We start from the raw sequence: 25,874 nt of genomic DNA on the forward strand, positions 1-25,874 counted from the left end.
AGCGTTTAAGCGTCACCCGCCTTATTTTCTACAAGCCCCCCGCAGTTCTTCCAGATGTCCCCGCTGACTTAATCGTTCTGCTACGTGAACCGCCCATACTTTCCAGACGCATCTGGAACGGCGGGAACGGCAGATCGATATCGTGCTCGCGGAAGCCTTGCAGAATTAGCTGATGAATCTCATGGCGCAGCGGCATACGGTGACCCATTTCTGCGGCGTAAATACGCAGCTCAAAGATCTGAATACCGGCCTGTAAATCCACCAGGAAGGCTTCCGGCTGCGGGTTATCAATAACCAGCGAGCAGCGTTCGGCGGCCTGCAACAGCACTTTCGTCACTTCTTCGCTATTCGCATCCGACGGAGCGGGAACGGTGAGCACCACGCGCGTAACGGAATCCGACAGCGACCAGTTGATAAACTGCTCGGTGATAAATGCTTTGTTCGGCACGATAATTTCTTTGCGGTCCCAGTCGCTGATGGTGGTCGCACGCGTATTAATCTTTGTGACGCTGCCGGTGAGATCGCGAATCGTCACGGTATCGCCAATACGAATCGGTTTTTCGAACAGAATAATCAGGCCAGAGATAAAGTTGGCGAAGATTTCCTGCAAGCCAAAACCAAGCCCGACGCCGAGCGCTGCGACCAGCCATTGCAGCTTCGACCATTCGATACCAATCATTGAGAAGCCGACCAGACCGCCAATCAGCAGCAGCAGATATTTGGTAATGGTGGTGATGGCATAGCCCGTGCCGGGCGTTAAATCCAGATGCTGCAACAGCGCAAGCTCCAGCAACGCCGGCAGGTTGCGCACCAGTTGCATGGTGATAATCAGCACCAGAATAGCTATCAGCACGGCGCCAAGCGTGATTGGCTCAAGGCTTTCGACGCCTTTCACGGTTGAGGTGACATCCCACAGGGTGATGTTCTCAAGGAAGCCAAACGCGGAATGAATCTCCGACCACAGCACAATGACCGACAGCAGAGCAATCAGCATCAGAATCGAGCGAACCAGGCGCAAGGACTGGGTGCTGATGGTATCAAGGTCGATTTCCGCCTCTTCCACTATTTCCGCCGAACCTTCCGTGCTGTGGCTGTGCGTGGGCTCTTCTTCACCGCGTGCACGCTGAGCAAGGATTTCCGCACGGCGATGTTTAGCACGGTCAAAGGCCAGACGGCGACGCTGGATAAGCATCCAACGGCGGATCACGTGATAAATCACCAGCAGCAGGAACCAGATGGCGACCGAGGTTTCCAGTCGTGCCAGCAATGCCTGCGCCGTTGCCAGGTAACCAACGGCGGCAGCCAGAATGGCCGACAGCGGCGCGCAGAGCATCAGGTTCCAGAGGATCTTGTTGACGACGTTATCGCCGTTGCCCTGTTTATCCAGATATAACGGAATGCCCGCTCGCTTCAGGCTAAGCGTGACCAGCGCCAGCGCGCCGCAGATCAGAATGAAGCACAGCCGCCCCAGCGAACCGGAAAACTCGCGATCGTTGAGGTTGTCGAACATGATTAGCGCCATGATGAGCGGCACAATAAAGCCGATACTCATCAGGTAATAGCGCATCGCGCGGGCAACGCGTTCGCGCGGCCAGCCGAAGTGAACGACAAATAAGCCTGTCGGACGAGCAAAAGTGGCGCAAATCATTACCGCCCAAAGCAGCGGTACGGTGGCGGTGACGCCATCCCCGACGGCGACGGCGAGGGGATACGGCCACGCTTCCCGCAGGCCAAATCCCAGCGTAGCCCAAAGAACAGGAAGCGGCGAGGCGACCAGGATTGACCAGAACAGCGTGCGCAACGTTAAGGTGAAATGATCCTGCGTCACTTTGCCCACTTTGGCGCTGGAGCGCTCAAGAAAAGCGGTGAAATGGCGACGAGAACTGATGCTGAAACCGACGAGGATCAGCGCGGCAAACAGCGGCAGCAGCGTGGTCCGGCTGGTCAACATCATGACGGTGGCGCTACCAAGCTGGCTGATGGTATCAAGCGAAACCAGGCGGCGCAGGTCCTGAACGATTTCAACCGGCCAGGAAATCCCCATCGCGCTCACGTCTGAAGTCCAGAACAGGTAGCGGTGCGTGGCCTCATTAACCTCTTTCAGAGCATCTTCGAGTTGGCTGTTTGCCACCTTCAGCTTGGTAAGCTCCAGGATTAGCGTATCGCCGCCCTGCAGCAGGGAGTTAAGAAGTTCACGCTGGGTGCGAAGCTGGGCTTCCAGAATGCGATTTTGTTCGGCGGTCAGCTCGTTGCCGTCGGCCTGACGAAGCTGGCGTAACTGCTGTTGTTTATTCAGCAGGTCTTCGTAATGCAGGCGCTGGACGCGCAGTTGGGCCAGTTCGGTATCGAGTTGCTGGGGTTTTGGCATCTCCGGCAGGCGGGCGACCTGGGCACGCAACGCTTCACCCAGCACGTTGGAGACGCCCAGCCATTGGGATTGCTCGCGCAATGTGTTGAGGGCCTGGCGCACCTGAAGCGTTTGGCTGCTGGCCTGGCGCTGCTGCGAGGCAACCAGGTCCATGCGCTGAGCCTGCTGGTTAAGCGCCTGAGACAGTTCACGGTTATTTTTGAATTGTACGATCAGCGCTGGGGGCAGGTTCGCGCTGTTCTCAGCCAGCAATTCGGTGCTTTCCAGAGCGCGTTCGGCCTCGCGCTGACGCTGGCTGTTTAGCTGGTTGCGTAAGCCCTGGAGATAAGCGTCCAACTGAGCGCTCTGTTTCTGCGCCAGTTCGGCGCGCAGGCGGGAAAGCTCCTGACGGTTACTGGCGGAAAGCTGCGCCAGTTCGAGTTCGTCGACCTGCGCTTTTAATCTTGCTGATTCCGCCTGTAATAACAGGTTTTGAGCCTGAATAAGCGGCGTGCCGGATGTTGGCTGCGTGCCTGCGCGGCGCTCCATTTCATTGAGCTGGCGCCGTGCATCGGTTTGCTGCTGTGGAAGCTGGCTAAGCGAGTCGGTGATTTCCCGCGTGCGCTCCTGCTCCTGCTGCGCCAGGCGGCTTTTATCAAGCAACTGGCTGCTGACCTGGAGGATTTCCTGGTTTAGCGCATCGGTGGACATGCCTTCCGGCACTTTCTGCGGTTCGTCACGCAGATTGGTGAGCTGCTGGCGCAGGGTTTGCGACAGCTTAGGGAAATTATCAATGACCTGCTGGTATTGTTTCGCGCGTTCCAGAGAAGATTTGTGCTCTTCAAGCGCATTGAGGGCGTTGCTGAGCGCTTCCACCGTTTCAGCCTGATTGGGCTGATCCTTCGCGGCTTTGGCTTGCTCAAGTTCCTGGGTTATCTGTTTTGCGTCAGGCAGCGTTGCGGCATACGCGCCCAGGCTGAGGCACCAGGCCATCAGAAAAGTGATTATCAGGCGCACGTCAGTACCTTTTTTTGAACCAGGCCGCCGCAGTGGCGCTGCGGCCTGGGAATAACTCATTAACTTTCGGGTTTGTTTTCCACAAGCGGGCTGGCTTCCAGCTCGGCTTCGATTTCCGCCTGCGGAATAACGCTTACCGGCACTTCTGGCTCAACCATTGGCTCAGTGGAAACCGCCAGCGGCTCACCAATTTTAGTGACCGACAGGCTTTGTAGCTGCTCGGCCAGGTTAACTTTTCCAGGAGCGAACAGGTTGATAACGGTTGAACCCAGCTTAAAGCGACCCATTTCCTGGCCTTTAAGTAGAGCAATGGACCCTTCGCTTTCGCCAGCAGGCCACGTCCAGCGCTTGATTACGCCTTCACGCGGCGGCGTGATGGTGCCCGCCCATACTGTTTCAATACTGCCAACGATGGTTGCGCCCACCAGAATTTGCGCCATTGGGCCAAACTCGGTATCGAACAGGCAAATCACGCGTTCGTTACGGGCAAACAGGTTAGGGACGTTTTGCGCAGTGAGATGGTTTACTGAGAACAAATCGCCCGGCACGTAGATCATCTCGCGCAGAATGCCGTTACACGGCATGTGTACGCGGTGATAATCGCGCGGCGACAGATACGTGGTGACAAAGCTGCCGTTACGGAACAGATCCGCCATCAGGTAATTACCCGCCAGCAGCGCTTCCAGACTGTAGTTATGCCCTTTAGCCTGCAAAATCTTATCTTCTTCAATGCGGCCAAGCTGGCTGATTACGCCGTCGGCTGGCATAACCAGGATATTTGGGTCGGTGTTGACAGGGCGAACTTCGTCACGCAGCGGGCGCACGAAGAAATCGTTGAAGGTGCGATAGCTTGCGGTATCCGGCTTCTGCGCTTCCTTCATGTTGACTTTGTAGTATTTCACGAACAGGTCGATAACCAGTTTAGTCAACCAGCCAGCACGTTTACTTGCGCCCCAGCCCGCGAGGCGGGTCAGCCAGAGTTTCGGCAGAATGTATTGCAGCGAAAGTTTAATGTTGTCTAACAAGATAGCCTCCTGGCTAAGAGCCCGGTATGCCGGGCATCATCAAACAGAAAAAGGGGGCGATTCTAGCGACGCCCAGCTTAATTGTCAGTTATCCGTTTCTGAAAAGTTTTTACGCGTTTTTACCTGCGCCATGCTTTCCAGAATGCGATGGTAGTTTTCGAAGCGGGTTTCGGCAATTTCCCCGCGTTCTACCGCTTCGCGAAGCGCACAGCCCGGATCGTTATCGTGGCGGCAGTCGCGGTATTTGCAACGGCCTAAATAATCATGGAATTCGACAAATCCGTGGGTGATTTGTTCCGGCTCTAAATGCCACAGCCCAAATTCACGTACGCCCGGCGAGTCAATAACATCGCCGCCGCCCGGGAAGTGATACAAACGCGAAGCGGTGGTGGTGTGCTGGCCCAGACCCGAGTTGTCCGAGACATCGTTCACCAGGATCTGCTCGTCTTTAAAACCAAGCAGGTTGTTTAGCAGGCTGGATTTGCCCACGCCCGACTGTCCGGCGAAGATGCTGACCCGACCGACAAGCGCTGCTTCCAGCTCTTTTAAGCCTTCTGCTTTATGGCTGGAAACCATCAGTACGCGATAACCGATTTTGCGGTAGATATCCATTTGCTCATTAACGAATGCCAGGCCTGCTTCGTCCAGCAGGTCGGTTTTGTTGAGCACCAGCAGCGGTTCAACGTCCAGCGTTTCGCAGGCTACTAAATAACGGTCAATAATATTTAAAGAGAGTTCCGGCAGGATCGCGGAAACAATAATGATCTGGTCAATGTTGGCGGCGATAGGTTTTACGCCGTCGTAGAAGTCCGGGCGCGTCAGGACGGAGGTACGTTCATGTACCGCATCGACAATGCCTTTAATCGTGACGCCGGCCGCGGCCTCTTTTGCCGGACGCCAGACGACTTTGTCGCCTGTTACCAGCGAACGGATGGTGCGACGAATATTGCAGCGGTGCACTTCGCCTTCAGGCGATTCGACATCCGCATGCTGACCGAAACGACTGATTACGCGGCCATCGCGAGGTTCGCCAAACTGAGAATCGTCGGGATCGGCTTTCTCCACAGTCTGTTTAAGCCGACGCTGGTGGTTTGCTTTAACCCGGCGTTGCTGTCCTTTGGAGAGTTTATTTTTGCTCAATCGTACTGACTCCTGGTCGCCCCTGGTGGGCAAAACCTCTATGATACACACTATTTTATACGAATTAACTCATCTACCGGATGGGCGACGAGCGAGAAGGGTGGAAAATAGCATGAGTGGAAACGAAAACAATCTGATTTGGATTGATTTAGAAATGACCGGTCTGGATCCCGAGCGGGATCGCATAATTGAAATTGCCACTCTGGTGACCGATGCCAATCTGAATATTCTCGCTGAAGGGCCGACGATTGCGGTGCATCAGTCAGACGAACAGCTTGCTTTGATGGATGACTGGAACGTTCGCACCCATACCGGCAGCGGCCTGGTGGAGCGTGTTAAAGCAAGCAAGCTTGACGACCGTGCGGCAGAGCTGGCAACGATCGAGTTTCTGCGGCAGTGGGTGCCGGCGGGCGTTTCGCCAATCTGCGGCAACAGCATCGGCCAGGATCGTCGCTTTTTGTTTAAATACATGCCGGAACTGGAGGCTTACTTCCATTACCGTTATCTGGATGTCAGCACGCTTAAAGAGTTGGCTAAGCGCTGGAAGCCTGAAATTCTTCTCGATTTCAAAAAGCAGGGCACGCATCAGGCAATGGACGACATCCGCGAGTCGGTAGCGGAGCTGGCTTTTTATCGCGAGAACTTTATTAAGCTTTAACAAGCTGCTAAGAGGAGTTAAACTCCTCTTTCGCCCAGATTTTAGACGATTTGTCGATTAAACCAGCATTCAGACAAAATCCGCGAAAAAAATCGTTTCAGGGGTTGCGGCAAAAACGATTTCTCGTATAATGCGCCTCCCGTACCGATGCAGAATTTGCAGCGTTACACTTAAGCGGGAATAGCTCAGTTGGTAGAGCACGACCTTGCCAAGGTCGGGGTCGCGAGTTCGAGTCTCGTTTCCCGCTCCAAAATTTGATCTGGCTTTCACAGCCAAGCACTACCCAAGCGGGAATAGCTCAGTTGGTAGAGCACGACCTTGCCAAGGTCGGGGTCGCGAGTTCGAGTCTCGTTTCCCGCTCCAAAATTTGATTGGCTTTCACAGCCACGCACCACCCAAGCGGGAATAGCTCAGTTGGTAGAGCACGACCTTGCCAAGGTCGGGGTCGCGAGTTCGAGTCTCGTTTCCCGCTCCAGTTTCTTATCTCCAGTACAAATTATCCACAGCGCCAAAGGGCGGCAGTGGTGGTTTTTTACGTCCTCGTCAAACTCTTGTAAACAGAGTTATCCACAGGCAGCGCAGCTTTCCTTTTCCTGCTAAGAGATTAATAACTATTACAGCTTTATTTTAATTGTTTGATTAACAGGGGAATAATTTTATTCCAAAATGTTAATTTGAGCCCCTGAAGCCTTTCTTACAATTGAATGACAAGGGGTTTTTATTTTTATTCACATCCTGTGGACATGTCATGCATCCCGTTTTAGCCCCTTTTCAATGACGCGAACCAGCCTTTGTTTTTGAGGTAGCTGTACTTCCACTTCGTTCGCGCTTCGTCTGGCTAACTGTTGCTCTATCGCCCAGTCAATATGCTCATCAAGCAGCGGATGCTCGCCTTTGCGCTGCTGTAACGCATTGAGATGTGCTTCATCCCACGGGGCATTTCCCAGCGCCACCGCGATATTACGCAACCAGCGTAAATGGCCGATGCGACGAATGGCGGATCCTTCCGTCACCTTCAGGAAATGGGCTTCGCTCCAGGCGAACAGTTCAACCAATGGGGGAGCATGTAACGCCTTTCGTGGGCTGAAATCGTCTTCGTTGGTTAATTGCGAAAAACGATTCCACGGGCAAATTAGCTGACAGTCATCACAGCCGTAAATACGATTGCCGATAAGCGGCCTGAATTCTTCCGGGATCGCTCCTTCACGTTCTATCGTCAGATAAGAAATGCAGCGGCGCGCATCGACGGTATAGGGTTCCACAATTGCCCCGGTGGGGCAGATGGTCATGCACGCCACGCAGCGCCCACAGTTTTCTTCCACCGGCTGGTCTACCGGTAACGGAATATCAATTAACAGTTCGCCAAGGAAAAAGAACGAGCCCGCGTCGCGGCTGAGGATAAGTGAGTGCTTACCTGTCCAGCCAAGCCCGGCCTTTTCGGCTAACGGGCGCTCAAGAATGGGCGCGGAATCCACAAAAGGTCTAAAATTCAGCGTGGAGCAGTGGGACTGAATCACCTCACCCAGTTTTTTCAGGCGGTTACGCAGCAGTTTGTGATAGTCGCGTCCCAGAGCGTAACGGCTAACATAGCCGAGGCTGGAATTTTTAAGGGTTGAGGCAAACGCGGCATTCGCCGGCAGATAGTTCATCCTCACGCTAATTACTCGCAACGTGCCGGGAAGCAGTTCGTGAGGCCGGGCGCGCATCATGCCGTGACGCGCCATCCACTCCATCTCGCCGTGGTATTGTTTATCCAGCCATGCCTGAAGCTTCGGCTCGCTGGCGGTGAGATCGGTATCGGCAATACCCACCTGCTGGAAGCCGAGTTCGTTGCCCCACTGTTTGATATTTTGCGCTAACTGATTGAGATCGAGGGGTTGAGACATGACGGACCATAACGAGAAATTAACCGCCAAAAGTATACCACATTCCGTCTGGCCGGCGGACTGGCTGCGCAAAGCTGAGAAAGAGGCCGCAGACAGCCTGGGGATAACGCTATATGAGCTCATGCTAAGGGCGGGCGAGGCGGCGTTTAAACTTGCCCGCGAGTATTATCCCGGCACTCAGCACTGGCTGGTAATGTGCGGTCACGGCAATAACGGCGGCGATGGCTATGTTGTCGCACGTCTGGCGCAGGCCGCCGGCATCGCAGTGACCCTGATTGCGCAGGAAAGCGATAAGCCGCTTCCTGAAGAGGCGGAGCAAGCGCGTGATGCCTGGTTAAACGCCGCTGGAATGATCCATGCCCCAGAGGTTACCTGGCCGGCAGACGTTGATTTAATTATTGATGGCTTGCTGGGTACCGGACTTACAAGCGCTCCACGCGAGAATCTTGCGGGACTTATCGAAAAAATTAACCAACATCATGCACCGGTTTTTGCGCTGGATATTCCTTCGGGCTTAGTGGCTGAAACGGGGGCGACCCCGGGTTCGGTGGTGAATGCGAACCACACGCTAACGTTTATCGCCCTCAAGCCGGGATTGCTTACGGGCAAAGCGAGGGATGTCGTTGGGGAGCTGCATTATCACTCGCTTGGTCTGGAAGCCTGGTTGCAGGGCGAAACCGCGCCGATTGCGCGATTTGATAGCGCAGATTTGCCGCGCTGGTTAAAGCCTCGTAAGCCTGCTTCCCACAAAGGAAGCAATGGCAGACTGGTCATTATCGGCGGAGATCACGGTACGGCGGGGGCGATCCGCATGACCGGTGAGGCAGCATTGCGCGCCGGGGCCGGATTGGTTCGCGTCTTGACCCGAACCGAAAATATCGCCCCGTTGATAACGGCTCGTCCGGAATTAATGGTTCATGAACTCACTGCCGCATCCCTTGAAGAAAGCCTGGAATGGGCGGATGTCATTGTTATCGGGCCAGGATTAGGTCAGCAGGAATGGGGTAAAAAAGCCCTGCGAAAAGTTGAGAACAGCCGCAAGCCGATGCTATGGGATGCCGATGCGCTCAACCTGCTGGCAATCAATCCCGATAAACGTCAGAATCGCGTTATTACTCCCCATCCCGGTGAAGCCTCACGCCTGTTAAATTGCGCCGTGTCACAAATCGAGAGTGACCGCTTACTTGCGGCCGACCGTCTGGTAAAACGTTATGGCGGTTGTGTGGTCTTAAAAGGTGCGGGTACGGTTGTGATAAGTCAGGATGGCGAATGCGGGCTGGTTGATGTCGGCAACGCGGGAATGGGCAGCGGTGGAATGGGAGACGTGCTCTCAGGCATAATTGGGGCATTGCTGGCCCAGAAGCTTAACCCGTATGATGCAGCCTGCGCAGGTTGTGTTGCGCACGGCGCCGCAGCCGACGTTCTTGCCGATAAATTTGGCACGCGCGGCATGCTGGCAAGCGATCTTTTTTCGTCGTTGTACCTTTTTGTTAACCCGGATTTGAATACCAGAAACCATGATTAATCGTGTTATCGCATTACCTGATGAAGCCGCAACGCTTGAGCTTGGCGCGCGCGTAGCGGCAGCCTGCGAAGGCGCGACCGTTATTTATCTTTACGGTGACCTTGGCGCGGGGAAAACCACGTTCAGCCGTGGATTCATGCAGGCGCTGGGTCACAAAGGAAACGTGAAAAGCCCGACTTACACGCTGGTTGAGCCCTACAGTCTCGACAATTTGATGGTATACCATTTCGACTTGTATCGTCTGGCGGACCCGGAAGAACTCGAGTTTATGGGGATCCGCGATTATTTTGCTAATGATGCAATCTGCCTGGTAGAGTGGCCGCAGCAGGGGAAAGGCGTTTTGCCGGAACCTGATATCGAACTGCATCTGAGCTACGAGGCGCAAGGGCGTGAGGCACGCATAACAGCAGTTTCCTCATCTGGTGATTCGTTACTGGCGCGGTTAGCCAAATAACAAGGATGACGGGATGATCTATCGCGTTAAGGGTTGGTTGATGGCCGCATGTGCGCTGGTGCTTTGTGCCCAGGCCGGAGCGGCGAGTCTTGCGGATATTCAGGTGTCCAACGGTGATAATCAGGCGCGTATCACTTTTAGTTTTATGGGCGAACCGGAATATTCGTTTTCTCAGGATGGTAAAAAAAGCGTCGCGCTGGACATCAAGCAAACCGGCGTAATTCAGGGCTTACCGCTGCAATTCAGCGGCAATAACCTCGTCAAAAGCATCCGTTCCGGGCAGCCGAAAGATGCCAGCTCTTTACGCCTTGTGGTCGACCTTACCCAGCCGGGTAAAACCCGCGCGGTAAAACAGCAAAACGGCGCGAATTACACCGTTGTGTTCACCATTAATGCGGATGTTCCGCCTCCACCGCCGCCTCCGGTTGTGGCTAAGCGCGTCGAGCCCGCGCCCGTTTCACGCCCATCCGAACCGGCTAAAAACCCGTTCAAATCGCAGCAGGTAACGGGCGTTATCGGCTCTAATACAGTGACCAGGCCTGCCCGCACGCAAAGGGTTAACCAGAATTCAGATACCGTCGTGGTGGCTATCGACGCCGGCCACGGTGGCCAGGATCCCGGCGCAATCGGTCCTGGCGGCACGAAAGAGAAAAACGTCACTATTTCAATTGCCCGTAAATTGCGTGCGCTGCTTAATGACGACCCGATGTTTAAGGGCGTGCTGACCCGCGACGGTGATTACTTTATCTCGGTCATGGGCCGTTCGGACGTGGCTCGTAAGCAGAACGCCAATATTCTGGTTTCGATTCATGCGGATGCCGCACCGAACCGCGATGCGACCGGGGCTTCCGTCTGGGTGCTTTCCAACCGCCGCGCAAACAGTGAAATGGCGGGCTGGCTTGAGCAGCATGAGAAGCAGTCTGAACTCCTGGGCGGCGCGGGCGACGTGCTGGCGAATAGCCAGGCGGACCCGTACCTTAGCCAGGCCGTGCTGGATTTGCAGTTCGGTCATTCCCAGCGTGTCGGGTATGATGTGGCGACCAAAATGCTGTCTCAGCTTGGCCAGATAGGCTCGCTGCACAAACGCCGCCCGGAACATGCAAGCCTCGGCGTGCTGCGTTCTCCGGACATTCCTTCCGTGCTGGTGGAAACCGGGTTTATCAGTAATAACGGCGAAGAGCGTCTGCTGGGCAGCGACGATTATCAGCAGCAAATCGCAAAAGCTATTTATGAAGGGTTGCGCAATTATTTCCTGACGCATCCGTTACAGTCAGCGCCCGCTGCGGGACAAACCGCAAAATCACAAAGCGCGGACGTAGATAAAATCGCTATTACTCAATAAGGATTTCTATGCCGATTCAGGTTCTGCCTCCCCAGCTTGCGAACCAGATTGCCGCAGGCGAAGTGGTTGAACGCCCTGCGTCGGTGGTGAAGGAACTTATCGAAAACAGTCTGGACGCGGGTGCCACGCGCATCGATATCGACATTGAACGCGGCGGCGCGAAGATGATCCGCATCCGCGATAACGGCTGCGGTATCAATAAGGACGAACTGGCGCTGGCGCTGGCTCGTCATGCCACCAGTAAAATTGCTTCACTTGATGACCTTGAGGCCATTATCAGCCTGGGTTTTCGTGGCGAGGCGCTGGCGAGCATCAGTTCGGTCGCCCGTCTCACGCTGACATCCCGCACCGCTGAACAAACCGAAGCCTGGCAGGCTTACGCTGAAGGTCGCGATCAGGATGTGACGGTAAAACCCGCAGCTCACCCGGTTGGCACAACGCTTGAAGTGCTGGATTTGTTCTACAACACGCCAGCTCGCCGCAAATTCATGCGCACCGAGAAAACCGAATTCAACCATATTGATGAGATTGTGCGCCGCATTGCGCTCGCGCGCTTTGATGTGTCCATCAATCTCAATCACAACGGCAAAATGGTGCGTCAGTACCGTGCTGTTCAGGACGGCGCGCCACGCGAACGTCGGCTTGGGTCGATTTGCGGTACGCCGTTTTTGGAGCAGGCGCTGGAAATCGAATGGCAGCATGGCGATCTGGCGCTGCGCGGTTGGGTTGCGGAGCCGTCTGGCACCACCTCGGCGCTGGCGGAAATTCAGTATTGCTATGTGAATGGCCGCATGATGCGCGATCGATTGATCGCTCATGCGATTCGCCAGGCCTGTGAAGATAAGCTGGGGCCCAATCAGCAGCCAGCTTTCGTGCTCTATCTGGAAATCGATCCGCATCAGGTTGATGTAAACGTGCATCCTGCCAAGCATGAAGTCCGTTTTCATCAGTCGCGGCTGGTGCATGATTTTATTTATCAGGGCGTATTGAGCGTCCTGCAGCAGCAAAATGAAAATCACCTGCTGCAGGAAGAAACCTCAGCCGAAACCACGCAGGCACGCTGGCAGCCGGAAAACCGGGTGGCATCGGGCCGTAATCAGTTTTCAACACCGGCTCAGGCACCTTCCGCTCCTCGTGAAGCCGCGCCTCGCGCATCCGCAGGGAACTCTGGAGGGCAACATCAGCCTGCATGGCCAAATGCAAAGCCCGGTTATCAGAAGCAGCAGGGTGCGCTTTACCGTCAATTAATGGATACCCCAACGGTTCCGCCAGCGGCTAATCGAGCTGAGGAGCCAGGCGCGCTTGAAGGCCATTCGCAGAGCTTTGGGCGGGTGCTAACGATAATCTCACCGGAATACGCGCTTCTGGAGCGCGATGATCGCGTGATGCTTTTATCCCTCACCGTGGCGGATCGCTGGCTGAAACAGGCGCAACTGATTCCAGGCAGCGAAGGCGTTCGCGCGCAGCCATTGCTGATTCCCGTCAGGATGAAAGTCTCTAAAGAAGAGCTGGACGTGTTGATGCGTTATCAACCGTTATTGCTGAGCATGGGGATTGAATTTGCCGCAGAGGCGAGGCAGATAACCATTCGCACCGTACCTTTACCTTTACGTAAACAAAATTTACAAATCTTGATTCATGAACTGCCAGGATACCTGGCGCAACAGGCAGAGGTTAGCGCAACACAAATTGCCCACTGGTTTGCTCGTCATTTGACCTGCGAGCACGAACAGTGGACACAGGCACAAGCTATTGCTTTGCTTGCCGATGTTGAGCGCCTTTGCCCGCAACTGGTGAAAAATCCACCTGGCGGTTTGTTACAACCTGTTGATTTAACGTTGGCGATGAACGCCCTGAAACATGACTGAAGTAAGCAAAAACCTGCCGAAGGCAATTTTTTTGATGGGCCCCACGGCCTCAGGTAAGACGGCATTAGCCATTAATTTGCGTAAAACGTTGCCGGTAGAGTTGATAAGCGTGGATTCGGCCCTTATCTATCAAGGGATGGACATCGGAACGGCGAAGCCGACGGCGGAAGAACTCGCCCAGGCGCCGCACCGATTGCTCGATATCCTCGACCCGGCGCAGGCGTATTCAGCAGCGGATTTCCGTCGCGATGCGCTGGCGGAGATGGCTGAAATTACCGCGAGCGGGCGTATTCCCTTGTTAGTTGGGGGAACGATGCTTTACTTCAAGGCATTGTTAGAAGGACTTTCGCCGTTACCAGCGGCAGACGCCGAGGTTCGCGCGAGGATAGAACAACAGGCAGCAGAGCAGGGATGGGATGCGTTGCATCGGCAACTGGTCGAAGTCGATCCGGTTGCGGGGGCACGGATTCATCCAAATGATCCGCAAAGGCTTTCCCGGGCACTGGAAGTTTTTTTCATTTCGGGTAAAACTTTAACGGAACTGACGCAAACGTCAGGAGAAGCTCTGCCTTACCAGGTGCATCAGTTCGCCATCGCCCCGGCGAGCCGTGAACTGCTCCATCAGCGCATTGAGCAGCGTTTTCATCAGATGTTAGCTTCAGGTTTTGAAGCTGAAGTGCGGGCTCTTTTTGCTCGCGGAGATTTGCATACGGAGATGCCTTCCATTCGTTGTGTGGGATACCGGCAGATGTGGTCTTATCTGGCGGGTGAAGTATCACATGAGGAAATGGTTTATCGAGGTATTTGCGCGACGAGACAATTGGCTAAACGCCAGATGACCTGGTTGCGAGGATGGGAAGGGGTTCACTGGTTAGACAGCGAAAACCCTGAACTGGCCCGCAACGAAGTATTACAGGTTGTTAGTGCGAAGCACCAATGAATGTGTACAATTGAGTCGACATCGTGCGCAAATTTTTACGCAGTTTTTCAGAGTCTCCGGGCTCTTGAGTTACAAACAACAAACATATAAGGAAAAGATAGAATGGCTAAGGGGCAATCTTTACAAGATCCGTTCCTGAACGCATTGCGTCGGGAACGTGTTCCAGTTTCTATTTATTTGGTGAACGGTATTAAGCTGCAAGGTCAGATTGAGTCTTTTGATCAGTTCGTGATCCTGTTGAAAAACACGGTCAGCCAGATGGTCTATAAGCACGCGATTTCAACTGTTGTCCCGTCTCGTCCGGTATCTCATCACAGTAATAACACCGGTACTAGCGGTTCTGGCAGCTACCATCACGGTGGAAGCGCGCAGGGTGCTGCGCCACAACAAGACAGCGAAGACGCCGAATAAGGCATTTGTTGTTTTCCAAGCCGGGGGACCAGGAAAACTGTGTTCCCCGCTGGTCTTTTTGAGAGGTTATACGCTTGTTTGACCGTTATGACGCTGGTGAGCAGGCGGTGCTGGTACACATCTATTTTTCGCAAGACAAAGACATGGAAGACCTCGCGGAGTTTGAATCCCTGGTCTCTTCAGCCGGCGTCGAAGCGCTGCAGGTGGTTACCGGTAGCCGCAAAGCGCCGCATCCAAAGTATTTTGTTGGTGAAGGCAAAGCCGTAGAAATCGCGGAAGCAGTTAAAGCCACTGGGGCCTCGGTCGTGCTGTTTGATCATGCGTTGTCCCCGGCACAAGAACGTAACCTTGAAGCCCTGTGCGAATGTCGGGTTATCGACAGGACAGGACTGATCTTAGATATTTTTGCTCAGCGTGCGCGTACCCATGAAGGTAAGCTGCAGGTTGAGCTGGCGCAGTTGCGCCATCTGGCGACGCGTCTGGTCCGCGGCTGGACTCACCTGGAGCGTCAAAAAGGTGGGATTGGTTTACGTGGCCCTGGCGAAACGCAGCTTGAAACCGACCGCCGTTTGTTGCGTAACCGCATCATGCAGATCCTCTCACGCCTGGGACGAGTTGAAAAACAACGTGAGCAAGGTCGAAGAGCGCGAGCCAAAGCTGATGTGCCAACTGTCTCATTGGTGGGCTACACCAACGCCGGTAAATCCACCCTTTTTAACCAAATTACCGCGGCTGAAGTGTATGCCGCAGATCAGCTGTTCGCCACGCTCGATCCTACGCTGCGTCGTATCGACATTGCAGACGTGGGGGAAACCGTGCTGGCAGATACGGTAGGCTTTATTCGACATTTGCCTCATGACCTTGTGGCAGCGTTTAAAGCAACCCTGCAGGAGACTCGTCAGGCCGCGCTGTTATTACACGTGATTGATGCGTCGGACCTCAGGATTCAGGAAAACATCGCTGCAGTCGATACTGTTTTAGAAGAGATCGAGGCCGATGATATTCCCGTCCTGCTGGTTATGAATAAAATCGATGCGCTGGACGAGTTTGAACCACGTATCGACAGGAACGACGAAAATGTGCCGATACGCGTCTGGCTTTCTGCCCAGACAGGCGCTGGCGTTCCACTGCTTTTCCAGGCTTTGACTGAACGTTTATCTGGTGAAATTGCGCAGCATACGTTGTGCTTGCCCCCCCAGGCTGGGCGACTTCGAAGCCGGTTTTATCAGCTTCAGGCAATAGAAAAAGAGTGGATGGAGGATGACGGCAGCGTTGGCTTACAGGTTCGTATGCCCATCGTTGACTGGCGTCGCCTCTGTAAACAAGAACCGGCATTAATGGACTACATTGTTTGACCGGCGCGCGTTTGTCCTGAAGACTTTTTCCCCTACGGGGGATATCACCGCACAATACATATGGAGCATAAACATGGCGTGGAATCAGCCCGGTAATAACGGACAGGACCGCGACCCGTGGGGAAGCAGCAAACCTGGCGGCGACTCTGGGGGTAACAAAGGAGGGCGCGATCAGGGGCCACCTGATCTGGATGATATCTTCCGTAAATTAAGTAAAAAACTTGGCGGTCTGGGCGGCGGCAAAAGCGGCGGTACCGGCGGCGGTTCCCCGACTCCACGTCCACACATTGGTGGTCGTGTGGTGGGTATTGTTGCTGTTGCAGCGGTCATCATTTGGGCTGCAACTGGTTTCTATACCATTAAAGAAGCCGAGCGCGGCGTTGTGACGCGTTTTGGTAAATTCAGCCATCTGGTTGAACCGGGCCTGAACTGGAAACCGACCTTTATTGATAGCGTACAGGCGGTCAACGTTGAGTCCGTTCGTGAACTCGCAGCTTCTGGCGTGATGCTGACTTCAGACGAAAACGTTGTACGCGTTGAAATGAACGTACAGTACCGCGTAACAGACCCGCAGAAATATCTGTTTAGCGTGACCAGCGCGGATGACAGCCTGCGTCAGGCAACTGACAGCGCCCTGCGTGGCGTTATCGGCAAATACACAATGGATAAGATCCTCACCGAAGGTCGTACCATTATCCGTAACGATACCCAACGTGAACTGGAAGAAACTATTCGTCCATACAACATGGGTATTACTCTGCTTGACGTCAACTTCCAGGCAGCTCGTCCGCCGGAAGAGGTAAAAGCAGCGTTTGACGATGCGATTTCCGCGCGTGAAAACGAACAGCAATACATTCGTGAAGCTGAAGCCTATGCCAACGAAGTTCAGCCGCGTGCTAACGGCCAGGCGCAGCGTATTCTTGAAGAAGCTCGAGCCTACAAAACACAGACCGTGCTAGAAGCGCAGGGTGAAGTTGCTCGCTTTGCGAAGCTGTTGCCAGAATATAAAGCCGCACCGGAAATCACCCGTGAGCGTCTGTATATCGAAACCATGGAAAAAGTGCTTAGCCACACCCGTAAAGTGCTGGTCAACGATAAAGGCGGCAACCTGATGGTTCTGCCACTCGATCAGATGCTTAAAGGTGGTGCGCAGTCTGCAACAAAGAGCGATAGCAGCGGCGCAAACAACTTGCTGCGTTTGCCGCCTGCTTCTGGCTCAAACAGCGGTAGCGCCAGCACCCCGTCCTCTTCCAACAGAGGCGATATCATGGATCAGCGCCGTGCTGACGCACAGCGCACTGATAACCAGCGCGTAGGGAGTGAATAACGATGCGTAAGTCAGTCATTGCTTTAATTATCATCGTGCTGGTGGTGCTGTTTACCTCGGTCTTCGTGGTACACGAAGGGGAGCGCGGGATCACATTACGCTTTGGTAAAGTTCTGCGTGATGATGAGAACAAGCCAGTGGTTTACGAGCCGGGCCTGCACTTCAAAGTGCCGTTTATCGAGTCGGTTAAAACGCTTGATGCCCGCATTCAGACCATGGACAACCAGGCCGATCGCTTTGTCACCAAAGAGAAAAAAGACCTGATTGTCGATTCTTACATTAAATGGCGCATTAGCGACTTTAGCCGTTATTACCTTGCTACCGGCGGTGGCGATGTGTCTCAGGCGGAAGTGCTGTTGAAACGTAAGTTCAGTGACCGTCTGCGTTCTGAAATTGGTCGTCTGGATGTGAAAGACATCGTGACCGATTCCCGTGGTCGTTTGACTCTGGATGTACGTGACGCGCTGAACTCCGGTTCTGCGGGCACAGACGATGAAGTGGAAACGCCGGCAGCAGATGATGCTATCGCTTCCGCAGCGGCGCGTATCACCGAAGAAACCAACGGCAAAGTCGCTGTGGTCAACCCGAACAGTATGGCGGCGTTGGGTATTGAAGTCGTGGACGTGCGTATCAAGCAGATCAACCTGCCTGCTGAAGTCTCCGAAGCTATTTACAACCGTATGCGCGCTGAGCGTGAAGCGGTAGCCCGTCGTCACCGTTCACAAGGTCAGGAAGAAGCTGAGAAGCTGCGTGCAACCGCCGATTATGGCGTAACCCGTACTCTGGCGGAAGCCGAGCGTCAGGGACGTATCAGCCGCGGTGAAGGCGATGCTGAAGCGGCCAAACTGTTTGCCGACGCATTCAGTCAGGATCCAGACTTCTATGCCTTTATCCGTAGCCTGCGTGCTTACGAGGCAAGCTTCAAGTCCGGTCAGGACGTAATGGTGCTTAGCCCGGACAGCGATTTCTTCCGCTACATGAAAACACCTGCGAACAGCGCTCGTTAAGTTTACAGGTAACGTCATCAAGAGCCGGTCTGACCGGCTCTTTTTTTATCCGTACCAGGGAATGTTATGAACTCAACAATCTGGATAGCACTGGCGCTCGTTTTGGTGCTCGAAGGTCTGGGACCAATGCTTTACCCACGCATGTGGCGGCGAATGATTGCCGCAATGACCCAACTGCCTGACAATACGCTGCGCCGTTTTGGCGGCGGACTAGTGGTTGCCGGCATCGTTATCTACTACATGTTGAGTCGTGCGGCAGGCTAATTAGGGTTCCGGTAGCTGATTGCCATTTTGTATACTAAAAGGGCTGATCATCGGGGAAACCGATGGTAGAATCCTTTTTTAAGCAAACGGTGATTTTGAAAAATGGGTAACAACGTCGTCGTACTGGGCACCCAATGGGGTGACGAAGGTAAAGGAAAGATCGTCGATCTTCTGACTGAACGGGCTAAATATGTTGTACGCTACCAGGGCGGTCACAACGCAGGCCACACTCTCGTAATCAACGGTGAAAAAACCGTCCTCCATCTTATTCCATCAGGTATTTTGCGCGATAACGTCACCAGCATCATTGGTAACGGCGTTGTGCTGTCTCCTGCCGCGCTGATGAAAGAGATGAAAGGCCTGGAAGACCGCGGTATTCCGGTACGTGAGCGTCTGCTGCTGTCTGAAGCGTGTCCGTTGATCCTCGATTACCATGTGGCTCTGGACGTAGCTCGCGAAAAAGCGCGCGGCGCCAAAGCTATCGGTACCACCGGTCGTGGTATCGGTCCTGCGTATGAAGACAAAGTGGCCCGTCGTGGCCTGCGCGTTGGCGACCTGTTCGACAAAGCCACCTTTGCAACCAAGCTGAAAGAAGTAATGGAATACCATAACTTCCAGTTGGTTAACTTCTATAAAGCCGAAGCGGTTGACTACCAGAAAGTGCTCGACGATGTCATGGCTATTGCCGACATCCTGACCGCCATGGTGGTGGACGTGTCCGATCTGCTGGATCAGGCGCGTAAACGCGGTGACTTCATCATGTTCGAAGGGGCGCAAGGCACCCTGCTGGACATCGACCACGGCACCTATCCGTACGTAACTTCCTCCAATACTACCGCTGGCGGCGTTGCAACCGGCTCTGGCCTCGGCCCGCGTTATGTGGATTACGTTTTGGGTATCATCAAAGCTTACTCCACCCGTGTAGGCGCAGGTCCGTTCCCAACTGAACTGTTTGATGACATCGGCGAGTTCCTGTGCAAGCAAGGTAACGAGTTTGGTGCGACCACCGGTCGTCGTCGTCGTACCGGCTGGCTGGATGCGGTTGCCGTGCGTCGTGCGGTACAGATCAACTCCCTCTCAGGCTTCTGCCTGACCAAGCTGGACGTGCTGGACGGCCTGAAAGAGGTGAAAATCTGTGTAGCTTACCGCATGCCGGATGGCCGCGAAGTCACCACCACCCCAATGGCGGCGGATGACTGGGAAGGTATCGAGCCAATCTATGAAACCATGCCGGGCTGGTCCGAAACCACCTTTGGCGTGAAAGAGCGTAGCGGCCTGCCGCAGGCGGCTCTGAACTACATCAAACGTATTGAAGAATTGACTGATGTACCAGTAGACATCATTTCTACCGGTCCGGACCGTTCTGAAACCATGATTCTGCGCGATCCGTTCGACGCGTAATCTTGATACGGGGTGTGACTATCACACCCCGTTATGCCCATCATTCTTCAAGCCGCAGCGGTGTTGGCTGCACTTACTTACCCGAGTCAAGTTCATCGGGCTTCGCTTTCTTGCCGTCTGACTGCAATTCGAATGCGAATGAGATAAACTTTGTTTTAAGCCGCTTTTTTACCTTCCCCGTACAAATAAATTAGCCGCCAAAGATATGGCTGGTTTATCATCAATATATCGTCACGCTGGCGATGAGCGTTTCCCCTCCCACCCAAGAGGTTGTTGTGCAGTTAACGAGTTTTACTGATTACGGTTTACGTGCTTTGATTTATATGGCGTCTTTGCCAGAAGGTAAAATGACGAGCATTTCTGAGGTGACAGAAGTGTATGGCGTTTCCCGTAATCATATGGTGAAAATCATCAATCAACTCAGCCGTGCTGGCTTCGTGACAGCAGTGCGTGGAAAAAACGGCGGCATTCGTCTCGGCAGACCTGCGCAATTGATTCGCGTGGGCGATGTGGTACGAGAGCTGGAACCGCTTTCCCTGGTGAACTGTAGCAGTGAGTTTTGTCATATTACCCCCGCATGTCGCCTGAAACAGGCACTGGCCCAGGCAGTGCAAAGCTTTTTAGCCGAGCTGGATAAGCACACGCTGGCCGAACTGGTGGACCAAAACCAACCGCTCTACAAATTACTGCTGGTGGAATAATCACTATTCCATCTGTGGATGACTTCGGAGGAACCGCAATGTCAAAAGATCCTTTTCAGGAACGAGAAGCCGAAAAATACGAAAACCCGATCCCAAGCCGGGAGTTTATTCTCGCCCACCTTGCTAAACGTGAAAAACCTGCCAATCGCGATGAACTGGCGGATGAGCTGAATATTAGCGGTGAAGAACAGCTTGAAGCGCTGCGTCGCCGCCTGCGCGCCATGGAGCGCGACGGGCAACTGGTCTTTACCCGTCGCCAGTGTTACGCCTTGCCAGAACGACTTGATTTGCTCAAAGGCAAAGTTATCGGCCATCGTGATGGCTTCGGCTTCCTGCGCGTAGAAGGTCGTAAAGACGATCTCTATCTTTCATCCGAACAGATGAAAATGTGCATGCACGGCGATATCGTGCTGGCGCAGCCGCTGGGCGCGGATCGCAAAGGTCGCCGAGAAGCGCGTATTGTGCGCGTGCTTGAACCAAGAACCGGGCAAATCGTTGGCCGCTACTTTACCGATGCAGGCATTGGTTTCGTGGTGCCGGACGACAGCCGCCTGAGCTTTGATATCCTGATCCCGCCAGAAGAGCTGATGGGCGCGCGCATGGGATTTGTCGTGGTGGTTGAACTAACCCAACGTCCAACTCGTCGCACCAAAGCGGTGGGTAAAATCGTCGAAGTGCTCGGCGATAACATGGGCACCGGCATGGCTGTCGATATGGCGCTGCGCACCCACGAAATTCCTTACGTCTGGCCGCCGGAAGTCGAAGCCCAGGTGTCAACGCTTAAAGAAGAAGTGCCGAACGAGGCCAAAGCGGGCCGTGTGGATTTACGCGATCTGCCGCTCGTCACCATCGATGGTGAAGATGCCCGCGATTTCGATGACGCCGTATTCTGCGAGAAAAAACGCGGTGGCGGCTGGCGCCTGTGGGTTGCGATTGCCGACGTAAGCTATTATGTCCGCCCGCCAACAGCGCTGGACAAAGAAGCTCGTAACCGCGGCACGTCTGTTTACTTCCCTTCGCAGGTTATTCCGATGCTGCCGGAAGTGCTTTCCAACGGTTTGTGCTCGCTCAACCCGCAGGTAGATCGCCTGTGCATGGTCTGCGAAATGACAATTTCCGCAACGGGCCGCCTCACCGGTTCGAAGTTCTACGAAGCGGTAATGAGTTCTCATGCACGTCTGACCTACACCAAAGTGTGGCACATGCTGCAGGGCGACCAGGAGTTACGCGAGCAATATGCGCCGCTGGTTAAACATATTGAAGAGTTGCACAACCTCTACAAAGTGCTGGAAGTTTCCCGCTCGCAGCGCGGCGGCATCTCGTTCGAAAGCGAAGAAGCGAAGTTCATTTTCAACGCCGAGCGCCGCATTGAGCGCGTAGAACAAACCGTACGTAACGATGCGCACAAGCTGATTGAAGAGTGCATGATCCTCGCCAATATCTCGGCTGCGCGCTTTGTTGAAAAACACAGCGAGCCATCGCTGTTCCGCGATCACGACAGGCCGAGCAACGACGCGATCACCGCTTTCCGTACGGTACTGGCGGAACTGGGGCTGGAACTGCCCGGCGGCCAGAAACCAGAACCGCGTGACTACGCGGAGCTGCTGACTTCCATCGCCGATCGCCCCGATCATGAAATGCTGCAAACTATGCTGCTGCGCTCCATGAAGCAGGCGGTTTACGATCCAGAAAACCGCGGTCACTTCGGACTTGCGCTGCAATCCTATGCGCACTTTACCTCGCCGATTCGCCGCTATCCTGACCTGCTGCTGCACCGCGCCATTAAATATCTGTTGGCCAAAGAGCAGGGGCATAAAGGCAACAGCACTGAATCCGGCGGCTGGCACTACGACATGGAAGAAATGCTGCAGCTTGGTCAGCATTGTTCAATGGCAGAACGCCGCGCCGATGAAGCAACACGCGACGTTGCGGACTGGCTGAAGTGCGACTTTATGCAGGATCAGGTAGGCCAGGTGTTCAACGGGATTATCGCAAGCGTAACCGGCTTCGGCTTCTTTGTGCGTCTTGTTGACCTGTTTATCGATGGCCTGGTGCACGTCTCCTCGCTTGATAACGACTACTACCGCTTTGACCAGGTTGGACAGCGCCTGATTGGTGAATCCGGCGGTCAGACATATCGCCTGGGCGACCGAGTAGAGGTCCGCGTGGAAGCCGTGCATATGGACGAGCGTAAAATTGATTTCTCCTTGATTTCAAGCTCCCGCGCGCCGCGTGGCGAAGGCAAGACGGCGAAAGACCGGGCCAAAAAAGGCGGTAACGGTACAGGACCAAAACGTCGCCAGGGTGGTAAACGCGTGAACTTCGAACCGGACAGCGCTTTCCGTAAAGAGAAAGGGCCAGCCAAAGCGAAGAAAGCGAAGGCTGACAAGCCGGCCGAGCCGAAGGCGAAGAAAGCCAAAACGCCTTCCGACAAAACCCGTAAGATAGCCGCCGCGACTAAAGCCAAGCGCGCGGCGAAAAAGCAACCGAGCTGATACAACCCTTACCCTCTTCCGGCAGGACGAGGGTAATCAGTTAAATACAGATACGGGCGTCTAACCGCCTGAAACGAGTGACATCAATGAGTGAAATGATTTACGGCATTCACGCCGTCCAGGCTCTTCTTGAGAATGCCCCGCAGCGTTTTCAGGAAGTCTTTATTCTTAAAGGCCGGGAAGACAAACGTCTGATGCCTTTAATTCATGCACTGGAAGCTCAGGGTGTGCCTGTTCAAATGGCAAACCGTCAGTGGCTGGATGAAAAGTCCGAAGGCGCTGTGCACCAGGGCATAATTGCGCGCGTGAAGCCGGGTCGGCAGTATCAGGAAAACGACTTGCCGGAGCTTATTGCCAGCGTCGATCGGCCGTTTCTGCTGATTCTTGATGGCGTAACCGACCCGCACAACCTGGGCGCCTGCCTGCGAAGCGCTGATGCAGCCGGAGTGCATGCGGTTATCGTTCCGAAAGATCGCTCAGCTATGTTGAACGCAACGGCCAAAAAAGTAGCCTGTGGCGCGGCGGAGAACGTTCCGCTTATCCGTGTTACCAACCTCGCACGCACTATGCGCATGCTGCAGGAAGAGAACATCTGGATTGTCGGCACGGCCGGTGAAGCGGATCACACGCTGTTCCAGAGCAAAATGATCGGTCCAATGGCGCTGGTCATGGGCGCCGAAGGCGAAGGCATGCGCCGCCTGACCCGTGAACATTGCGACGAGCTGATTAGCATCCCAATGGCCGGCTCCGTATCGTCACTAAACGTTTCCGTCGCGACCGGCATTTGTCTGTTCGAAGCGGTTCGTCAACGTAGTTAAACACAGCAAAGCGAGGTGGTTAACACCCCGCTTCAGGCTGCTGACAAACACCAGAAAAGCGTGGTTTTCTGGTGCTTGAGATAAGTCAGAAGACATTATTCTTTGTTTTTATTAATACAGTTTCCTTGTATTTCCACTCCAGCTAACCCTTTAATATTCTGAGCGGGGTAGTTAACACCCCGCTTTGTGATCCCCCTCCAGGCATAAGCGTCATCACCGTCCATACTTAATGGCATTGCCATAACTGGAGGGAACGCGATGCGCTGGCAAACTCATACCGTTTTTAATCAACCCATGCCCCTCAATAACAGCAATCTTTTTCTTTCTGATATCTCGCTTTGCGAGGCCGTTGCCCGTGAAGGTGCCGGCTGGGATGCTGAGCTTCTGGCAAGCATCGGGCAGCAGCTCGGTTCAGCGGAATCGCTGGAGCTGGGACGGCTGGCGAATGCCAACCCGCCTGAATTGCTGCGTTACGATCCCAGCGGTGAACGACTTGACGATGTACGCTTTCATCCCGCCTGGCATCTGTTAATGCAAGGCCTGTGCGCCAATCGCGTCCATAACTTACCGTGGCAGGAAGATGCTCGCCTGGGCTCATTTGTGGCGCGGGCGGCGCGTTTTGTTCAGCATGCGCAGGTTGAAGCCGGCACGTTGTGTCCCGTTACAATGACGTTTGGCGCGATTCCCCTGCTGCAAAAACATCTGCCAAAAGAGTTCCAGACGTGGTTAAAACCGCTGCTAAGCGATCGCTATGACGCGCATCTTTTGCCCGGCAGTCAGAAACGCGGTTTGCTTATCGGCATGGGCATGACCGAGAAGCAGGGCGGTTCAGACGTGCTTAGCAACACCACGCGCGCGGAAGCGATAGACAGGCGCGGGCCGGGAGAGATGTACCGGCTGGTGGGGCACAAATGGTTTTTCTCCGTGCCGCAAAGCGATGCTCATCTGGTTCTTGCGCAGGCAAAGGGCGGGCTGTCCTGCTTCTTCCTGCCACGTTTTTTGCCCGACGGACAGCGTAATCATCTAAGGCTTGAACGTCTCAAAGACAAGCTTGGCAATCGCTCGAATGCCAGCAGCGAGGTGGAGTTTTGCGATGCCATCGGCTGGTTAATCGGCGAAGAAGGCGAGGGCGTGCGATCCATCCTTAAAATGGGCGGCTTTACCCGTTTTGACTGCGCGCTTGGTAGCCACGGCCTGATGCGCCGGGCTTTATCCATCGCTCTTTATCATGCTCATCAGCGGCAGGCATTCGGTAAAAACCTTATCGATCAGCCCATCATGCGCCAGGTGCTTGGACGTATGGCGTTACAGCTTGAAGGGCAAACAGCCTTTTTGTTCCGCCTGGCCCGCGCCTGGGAATCACCGACCGATCCGCTTGAGGTGGCCTATAGCCGCCTGTTCACTCCGGCTGCGAAATTTAGCATCTGCAAAGCGGGAATGCCGTTTGTGGCGGAAGCGATGGAAGTTCTGGGTGGAACAGGGTATTGCGAAGAAAGCGAGCTGCCGCGTCTTTATCGTGAAATGCCCGTCAATAGCATATGGGAAGGTTCGGGTAATATTATGAGTCTTGATGTGCTGCGGGTGATTGCCCGTCAGCCTGGCGTGCTGGACATGCTGCATGCCCAGTTCGATGAAGTGAAAGGGCAGAACCGGCATTTCGATCGAAGCTGGCGACAACTGCAGCAACGCATGCGTAAGCCGCAGGAGGAATGGGGAAGAAATATTACGCGACAACTGGCGAATCTGGCGACCGGGGCGCAGTTGCTACCGCACCTTTCGCCGCCGCTGGCGGAAGCATGGTGTCGAATGATGCTCGACGATCGCGGAGAATCGGTGCTCCCTGAGCAGGTAGTGGTCGATGTACTGCTGCGCGCCACGGGGCGCACAGCATAA

The 25,874-nt window shown here is 54.4% G+C and carries 20 protein-coding genes and 3 tRNA genes; 19 read left to right on the forward strand and 4 right to left on the reverse strand.

The window, feature by feature from the left end:
- Positions 1-28: 28 nt before the first annotated feature.
- The 3 genes from mscM to rsgA all read right to left on the reverse strand — a co-directional run bounded on the left by mscM (position 29) and on the right by rsgA (position 5,529).
- Positions 29-3,364, reverse strand: coding sequence for a miniconductance mechanosensitive channel MscM (mscM, locus tag MUA00_RS14670; protein ID WP_271123953.1), 3,336 nt, complete (start codon positions 3,362-3,364; stop codon positions 29-31).
- A gap of 59 nt (positions 3,365-3,423) precedes the next feature.
- Positions 3,424-4,389: an archaetidylserine decarboxylase gene (gene asd, locus MUA00_RS14675; protein ID WP_271123772.1), complete on the reverse strand. Its 966-nt coding sequence runs from the start codon at positions 4,387-4,389 to the stop codon at positions 3,424-3,426.
- Positions 4,390-4,473: 84 nt separating this feature from the next.
- The gene (gene rsgA, locus MUA00_RS14680; RefSeq protein ID WP_271123773.1) at positions 4,474-5,529 is read right to left on the reverse strand and encodes a small ribosomal subunit biogenesis GTPase RsgA; all 1,056 of its coding nucleotides are present in this window, start codon (positions 5,527-5,529) and stop codon (positions 4,474-4,476) included.
- Positions 5,530-5,641: 112 nt separating this feature from the next.
- Here rsgA and orn point away from each other — a divergent pair, with 112 nt between their 5' ends.
- The 4 genes from orn to MUA00_RS14700 all read left to right on the forward strand — a co-directional run bounded on the left by orn (position 5,642) and on the right by MUA00_RS14700 (position 6,662).
- Positions 5,642-6,187 carry an oligoribonuclease gene (gene orn / locus MUA00_RS14685; RefSeq protein ID WP_271123774.1) on the forward strand — a complete coding sequence of 182 codons (546 nt, stop codon included), beginning with the start codon at positions 5,642-5,644 and terminating at the stop codon, positions 6,185-6,187.
- Positions 6,188-6,361: 174 nt separating this feature from the next.
- Positions 6,362-6,437, forward strand: a tRNA-Gly gene (locus MUA00_RS14690).
- 37 nt (positions 6,438-6,474) lie between these two features.
- Positions 6,475-6,550 (forward strand) — tRNA-Gly (locus tag MUA00_RS14695).
- 36 nt (positions 6,551-6,586) lie between these two features.
- A tRNA-Gly gene (locus tag MUA00_RS14700) sits at positions 6,587-6,662 on the forward strand.
- Between the two features lie 271 nt (positions 6,663-6,933).
- On the opposite strand, the gene queG is transcribed toward MUA00_RS14700, so the two are convergent.
- Positions 6,934-8,073 carry a tRNA epoxyqueuosine(34) reductase QueG gene (queG, locus tag MUA00_RS14705; RefSeq protein WP_271123775.1) on the reverse strand — a complete coding sequence of 380 codons (1,140 nt, stop codon included), beginning with the start codon at positions 8,071-8,073 and terminating at the stop codon, positions 6,934-6,936.
- Here queG and nnr point away from each other — a divergent pair.
- The 15 genes from nnr to MUA00_RS14780 all read left to right on the forward strand — a co-directional run bounded on the left by nnr (position 8,072) and on the right by MUA00_RS14780 (position 25,874).
- Positions 8,072-9,598 carry a bifunctional ADP-dependent NAD(P)H-hydrate dehydratase/NAD(P)H-hydrate epimerase gene (nnr, locus tag MUA00_RS14710; protein ID WP_271123776.1) on the forward strand — a complete coding sequence of 509 codons (1,527 nt, stop codon included), beginning with the start codon at positions 8,072-8,074 and terminating at the stop codon, positions 9,596-9,598. The two genes, queG and nnr, sit on opposite strands and share 2 nt — an antisense overlap.
- Positions 9,591-10,052, forward strand: coding sequence for a tRNA (adenosine(37)-N6)-threonylcarbamoyltransferase complex ATPase subunit type 1 TsaE (gene tsaE / locus MUA00_RS14715; RefSeq protein ID WP_271123777.1), 462 nt, complete (start codon positions 9,591-9,593; stop codon positions 10,050-10,052). The genes nnr and tsaE overlap by 8 nt, the downstream gene beginning before the upstream one ends.
- A 13-nt stretch (positions 10,053-10,065) precedes the next feature.
- A complete protein-coding gene (gene amiB / locus MUA00_RS14720) occupies positions 10,066-11,394 on the forward strand; it encodes an N-acetylmuramoyl-L-alanine amidase AmiB (RefSeq protein WP_271123778.1) in 1,329 nt (442 codons plus the stop codon).
- A gap of 8 nt (positions 11,395-11,402) precedes the next feature.
- On the forward strand, positions 11,403-13,262 hold the full coding sequence (mutL, locus tag MUA00_RS14725) for a DNA mismatch repair endonuclease MutL (RefSeq protein WP_271123779.1): 1,860 nt from the start codon (positions 11,403-11,405) through the stop codon (positions 13,260-13,262).
- Positions 13,255-14,202, forward strand: a complete 948-nt coding sequence (gene miaA, locus MUA00_RS14730) for a tRNA (adenosine(37)-N6)-dimethylallyltransferase MiaA (RefSeq protein WP_271123780.1) — start codon at positions 13,255-13,257, stop codon at positions 14,200-14,202. Before mutL ends, miaA begins: the two co-directional genes overlap by 8 nt.
- A 102-nt stretch (positions 14,203-14,304) precedes the next feature.
- Positions 14,305-14,613 (forward strand): RNA chaperone Hfq, encoded by a 309-nt coding sequence (gene hfq / locus MUA00_RS14735; RefSeq protein WP_271123781.1) that lies wholly within the window; start codon positions 14,305-14,307, stop codon positions 14,611-14,613.
- 74 nt (positions 14,614-14,687) lie between these two features.
- Positions 14,688-15,968 carry a ribosome rescue GTPase HflX gene (hflX, locus tag MUA00_RS14740; RefSeq protein WP_271123782.1) on the forward strand — a complete coding sequence of 427 codons (1,281 nt, stop codon included), beginning with the start codon at positions 14,688-14,690 and terminating at the stop codon, positions 15,966-15,968.
- Between the two features lie 73 nt (positions 15,969-16,041).
- On the forward strand, positions 16,042-17,295 hold the full coding sequence (gene hflK, locus MUA00_RS14745; RefSeq protein ID WP_271123783.1) for an FtsH protease activity modulator HflK: 1,254 nt from the start codon (positions 16,042-16,044) through the stop codon (positions 17,293-17,295).
- A gap of 2 nt (positions 17,296-17,297) precedes the next feature.
- A complete protein-coding gene (gene hflC / locus MUA00_RS14750) occupies positions 17,298-18,302 on the forward strand; it encodes a protease modulator HflC (RefSeq protein ID WP_271123784.1) in 1,005 nt (334 codons plus the stop codon).
- A gap of 66 nt (positions 18,303-18,368) precedes the next feature.
- Complete coding sequence (locus tag MUA00_RS14755; protein ID WP_271123785.1) at positions 18,369-18,566, forward strand: DUF2065 domain-containing protein; 198 nt, start codon at positions 18,369-18,371, stop codon at positions 18,564-18,566.
- 102 nt (positions 18,567-18,668) lie between these two features.
- Positions 18,669-19,967 carry an adenylosuccinate synthase gene (locus tag MUA00_RS14760; RefSeq protein WP_271123786.1) on the forward strand — a complete coding sequence of 433 codons (1,299 nt, stop codon included), beginning with the start codon at positions 18,669-18,671 and terminating at the stop codon, positions 19,965-19,967.
- 275 nt (positions 19,968-20,242) lie between these two features.
- Positions 20,243-20,668, forward strand: coding sequence for a nitric oxide-sensing transcriptional repressor NsrR (gene nsrR, locus MUA00_RS14765; protein WP_271123787.1), 426 nt, complete (start codon positions 20,243-20,245; stop codon positions 20,666-20,668).
- 38 nt (positions 20,669-20,706) lie between these two features.
- Entirely contained in the window at positions 20,707-23,163 is a 2,457-nt protein-coding gene (gene rnr / locus MUA00_RS14770; RefSeq protein WP_271123788.1) for a ribonuclease R, read from the forward strand.
- 86 nt (positions 23,164-23,249) lie between these two features.
- Positions 23,250-23,981: a 23S rRNA (guanosine(2251)-2'-O)-methyltransferase RlmB gene (gene rlmB, locus MUA00_RS14775; protein ID WP_271123789.1), complete on the forward strand. Its 732-nt coding sequence runs from the start codon at positions 23,250-23,252 to the stop codon at positions 23,979-23,981.
- Between the two features lie 258 nt (positions 23,982-24,239).
- Positions 24,240-25,874, forward strand: coding sequence for an isovaleryl-CoA dehydrogenase (locus tag MUA00_RS14780; protein WP_271123790.1), 1,635 nt, complete (start codon positions 24,240-24,242; stop codon positions 25,872-25,874).

The organism is Dryocola boscaweniae (genome assembly GCF_025215095.1).
Lineage (GTDB): Bacteria > Pseudomonadota > Gammaproteobacteria > Enterobacterales > Enterobacteriaceae > Dryocola > Dryocola boscaweniae.

Coding starts and splice junctions, on each gene's coding strand:
- orn (WP_271123774.1), top strand. CDS start 5,642: ATGAGTGGAAACGAAAACAATCTGATTTGGATTGATTTAGAAATGACC.
- nnr (WP_271123776.1), top strand. CDS start 8,072: ATGACGGACCATAACGAGAAATTAACCGCCAAAAGTATACCACATTCC.
- queG (WP_271123775.1), bottom strand. CDS start 8,073: ATGTCTCAACCCCTCGATCTCAATCAGTTAGCGCAAAATATCAAACAG.
- tsaE (WP_271123777.1), top strand. CDS start 9,591: ATGATTAATCGTGTTATCGCATTACCTGATGAAGCCGCAACGCTTGAG.
- amiB (WP_271123778.1), top strand. CDS start 10,066: ATGATCTATCGCGTTAAGGGTTGGTTGATGGCCGCATGTGCGCTGGTG.
- mutL (WP_271123779.1), top strand. CDS start 11,403: ATGCCGATTCAGGTTCTGCCTCCCCAGCTTGCGAACCAGATTGCCGCA.
- miaA (WP_271123780.1), top strand. CDS start 13,255: ATGACTGAAGTAAGCAAAAACCTGCCGAAGGCAATTTTTTTGATGGGC.
- hfq (WP_271123781.1), top strand. CDS start 14,305: ATGGCTAAGGGGCAATCTTTACAAGATCCGTTCCTGAACGCATTGCGT.
- hflK (WP_271123783.1), top strand. CDS start 16,042: ATGGCGTGGAATCAGCCCGGTAATAACGGACAGGACCGCGACCCGTGG.
- hflC (WP_271123784.1), top strand. CDS start 17,298: ATGCGTAAGTCAGTCATTGCTTTAATTATCATCGTGCTGGTGGTGCTG.
- MUA00_RS14755 (WP_271123785.1), top strand. CDS start 18,369: ATGAACTCAACAATCTGGATAGCACTGGCGCTCGTTTTGGTGCTCGAA.
- MUA00_RS14760 (WP_271123786.1), top strand. CDS start 18,669: ATGGGTAACAACGTCGTCGTACTGGGCACCCAATGGGGTGACGAAGGT.
- rnr (WP_271123788.1), top strand. CDS start 20,707: ATGTCAAAAGATCCTTTTCAGGAACGAGAAGCCGAAAAATACGAAAAC.
- rlmB (WP_271123789.1), top strand. CDS start 23,250: ATGAGTGAAATGATTTACGGCATTCACGCCGTCCAGGCTCTTCTTGAG.
- MUA00_RS14780 (WP_271123790.1), top strand. CDS start 24,240: ATGCGCTGGCAAACTCATACCGTTTTTAATCAACCCATGCCCCTCAAT.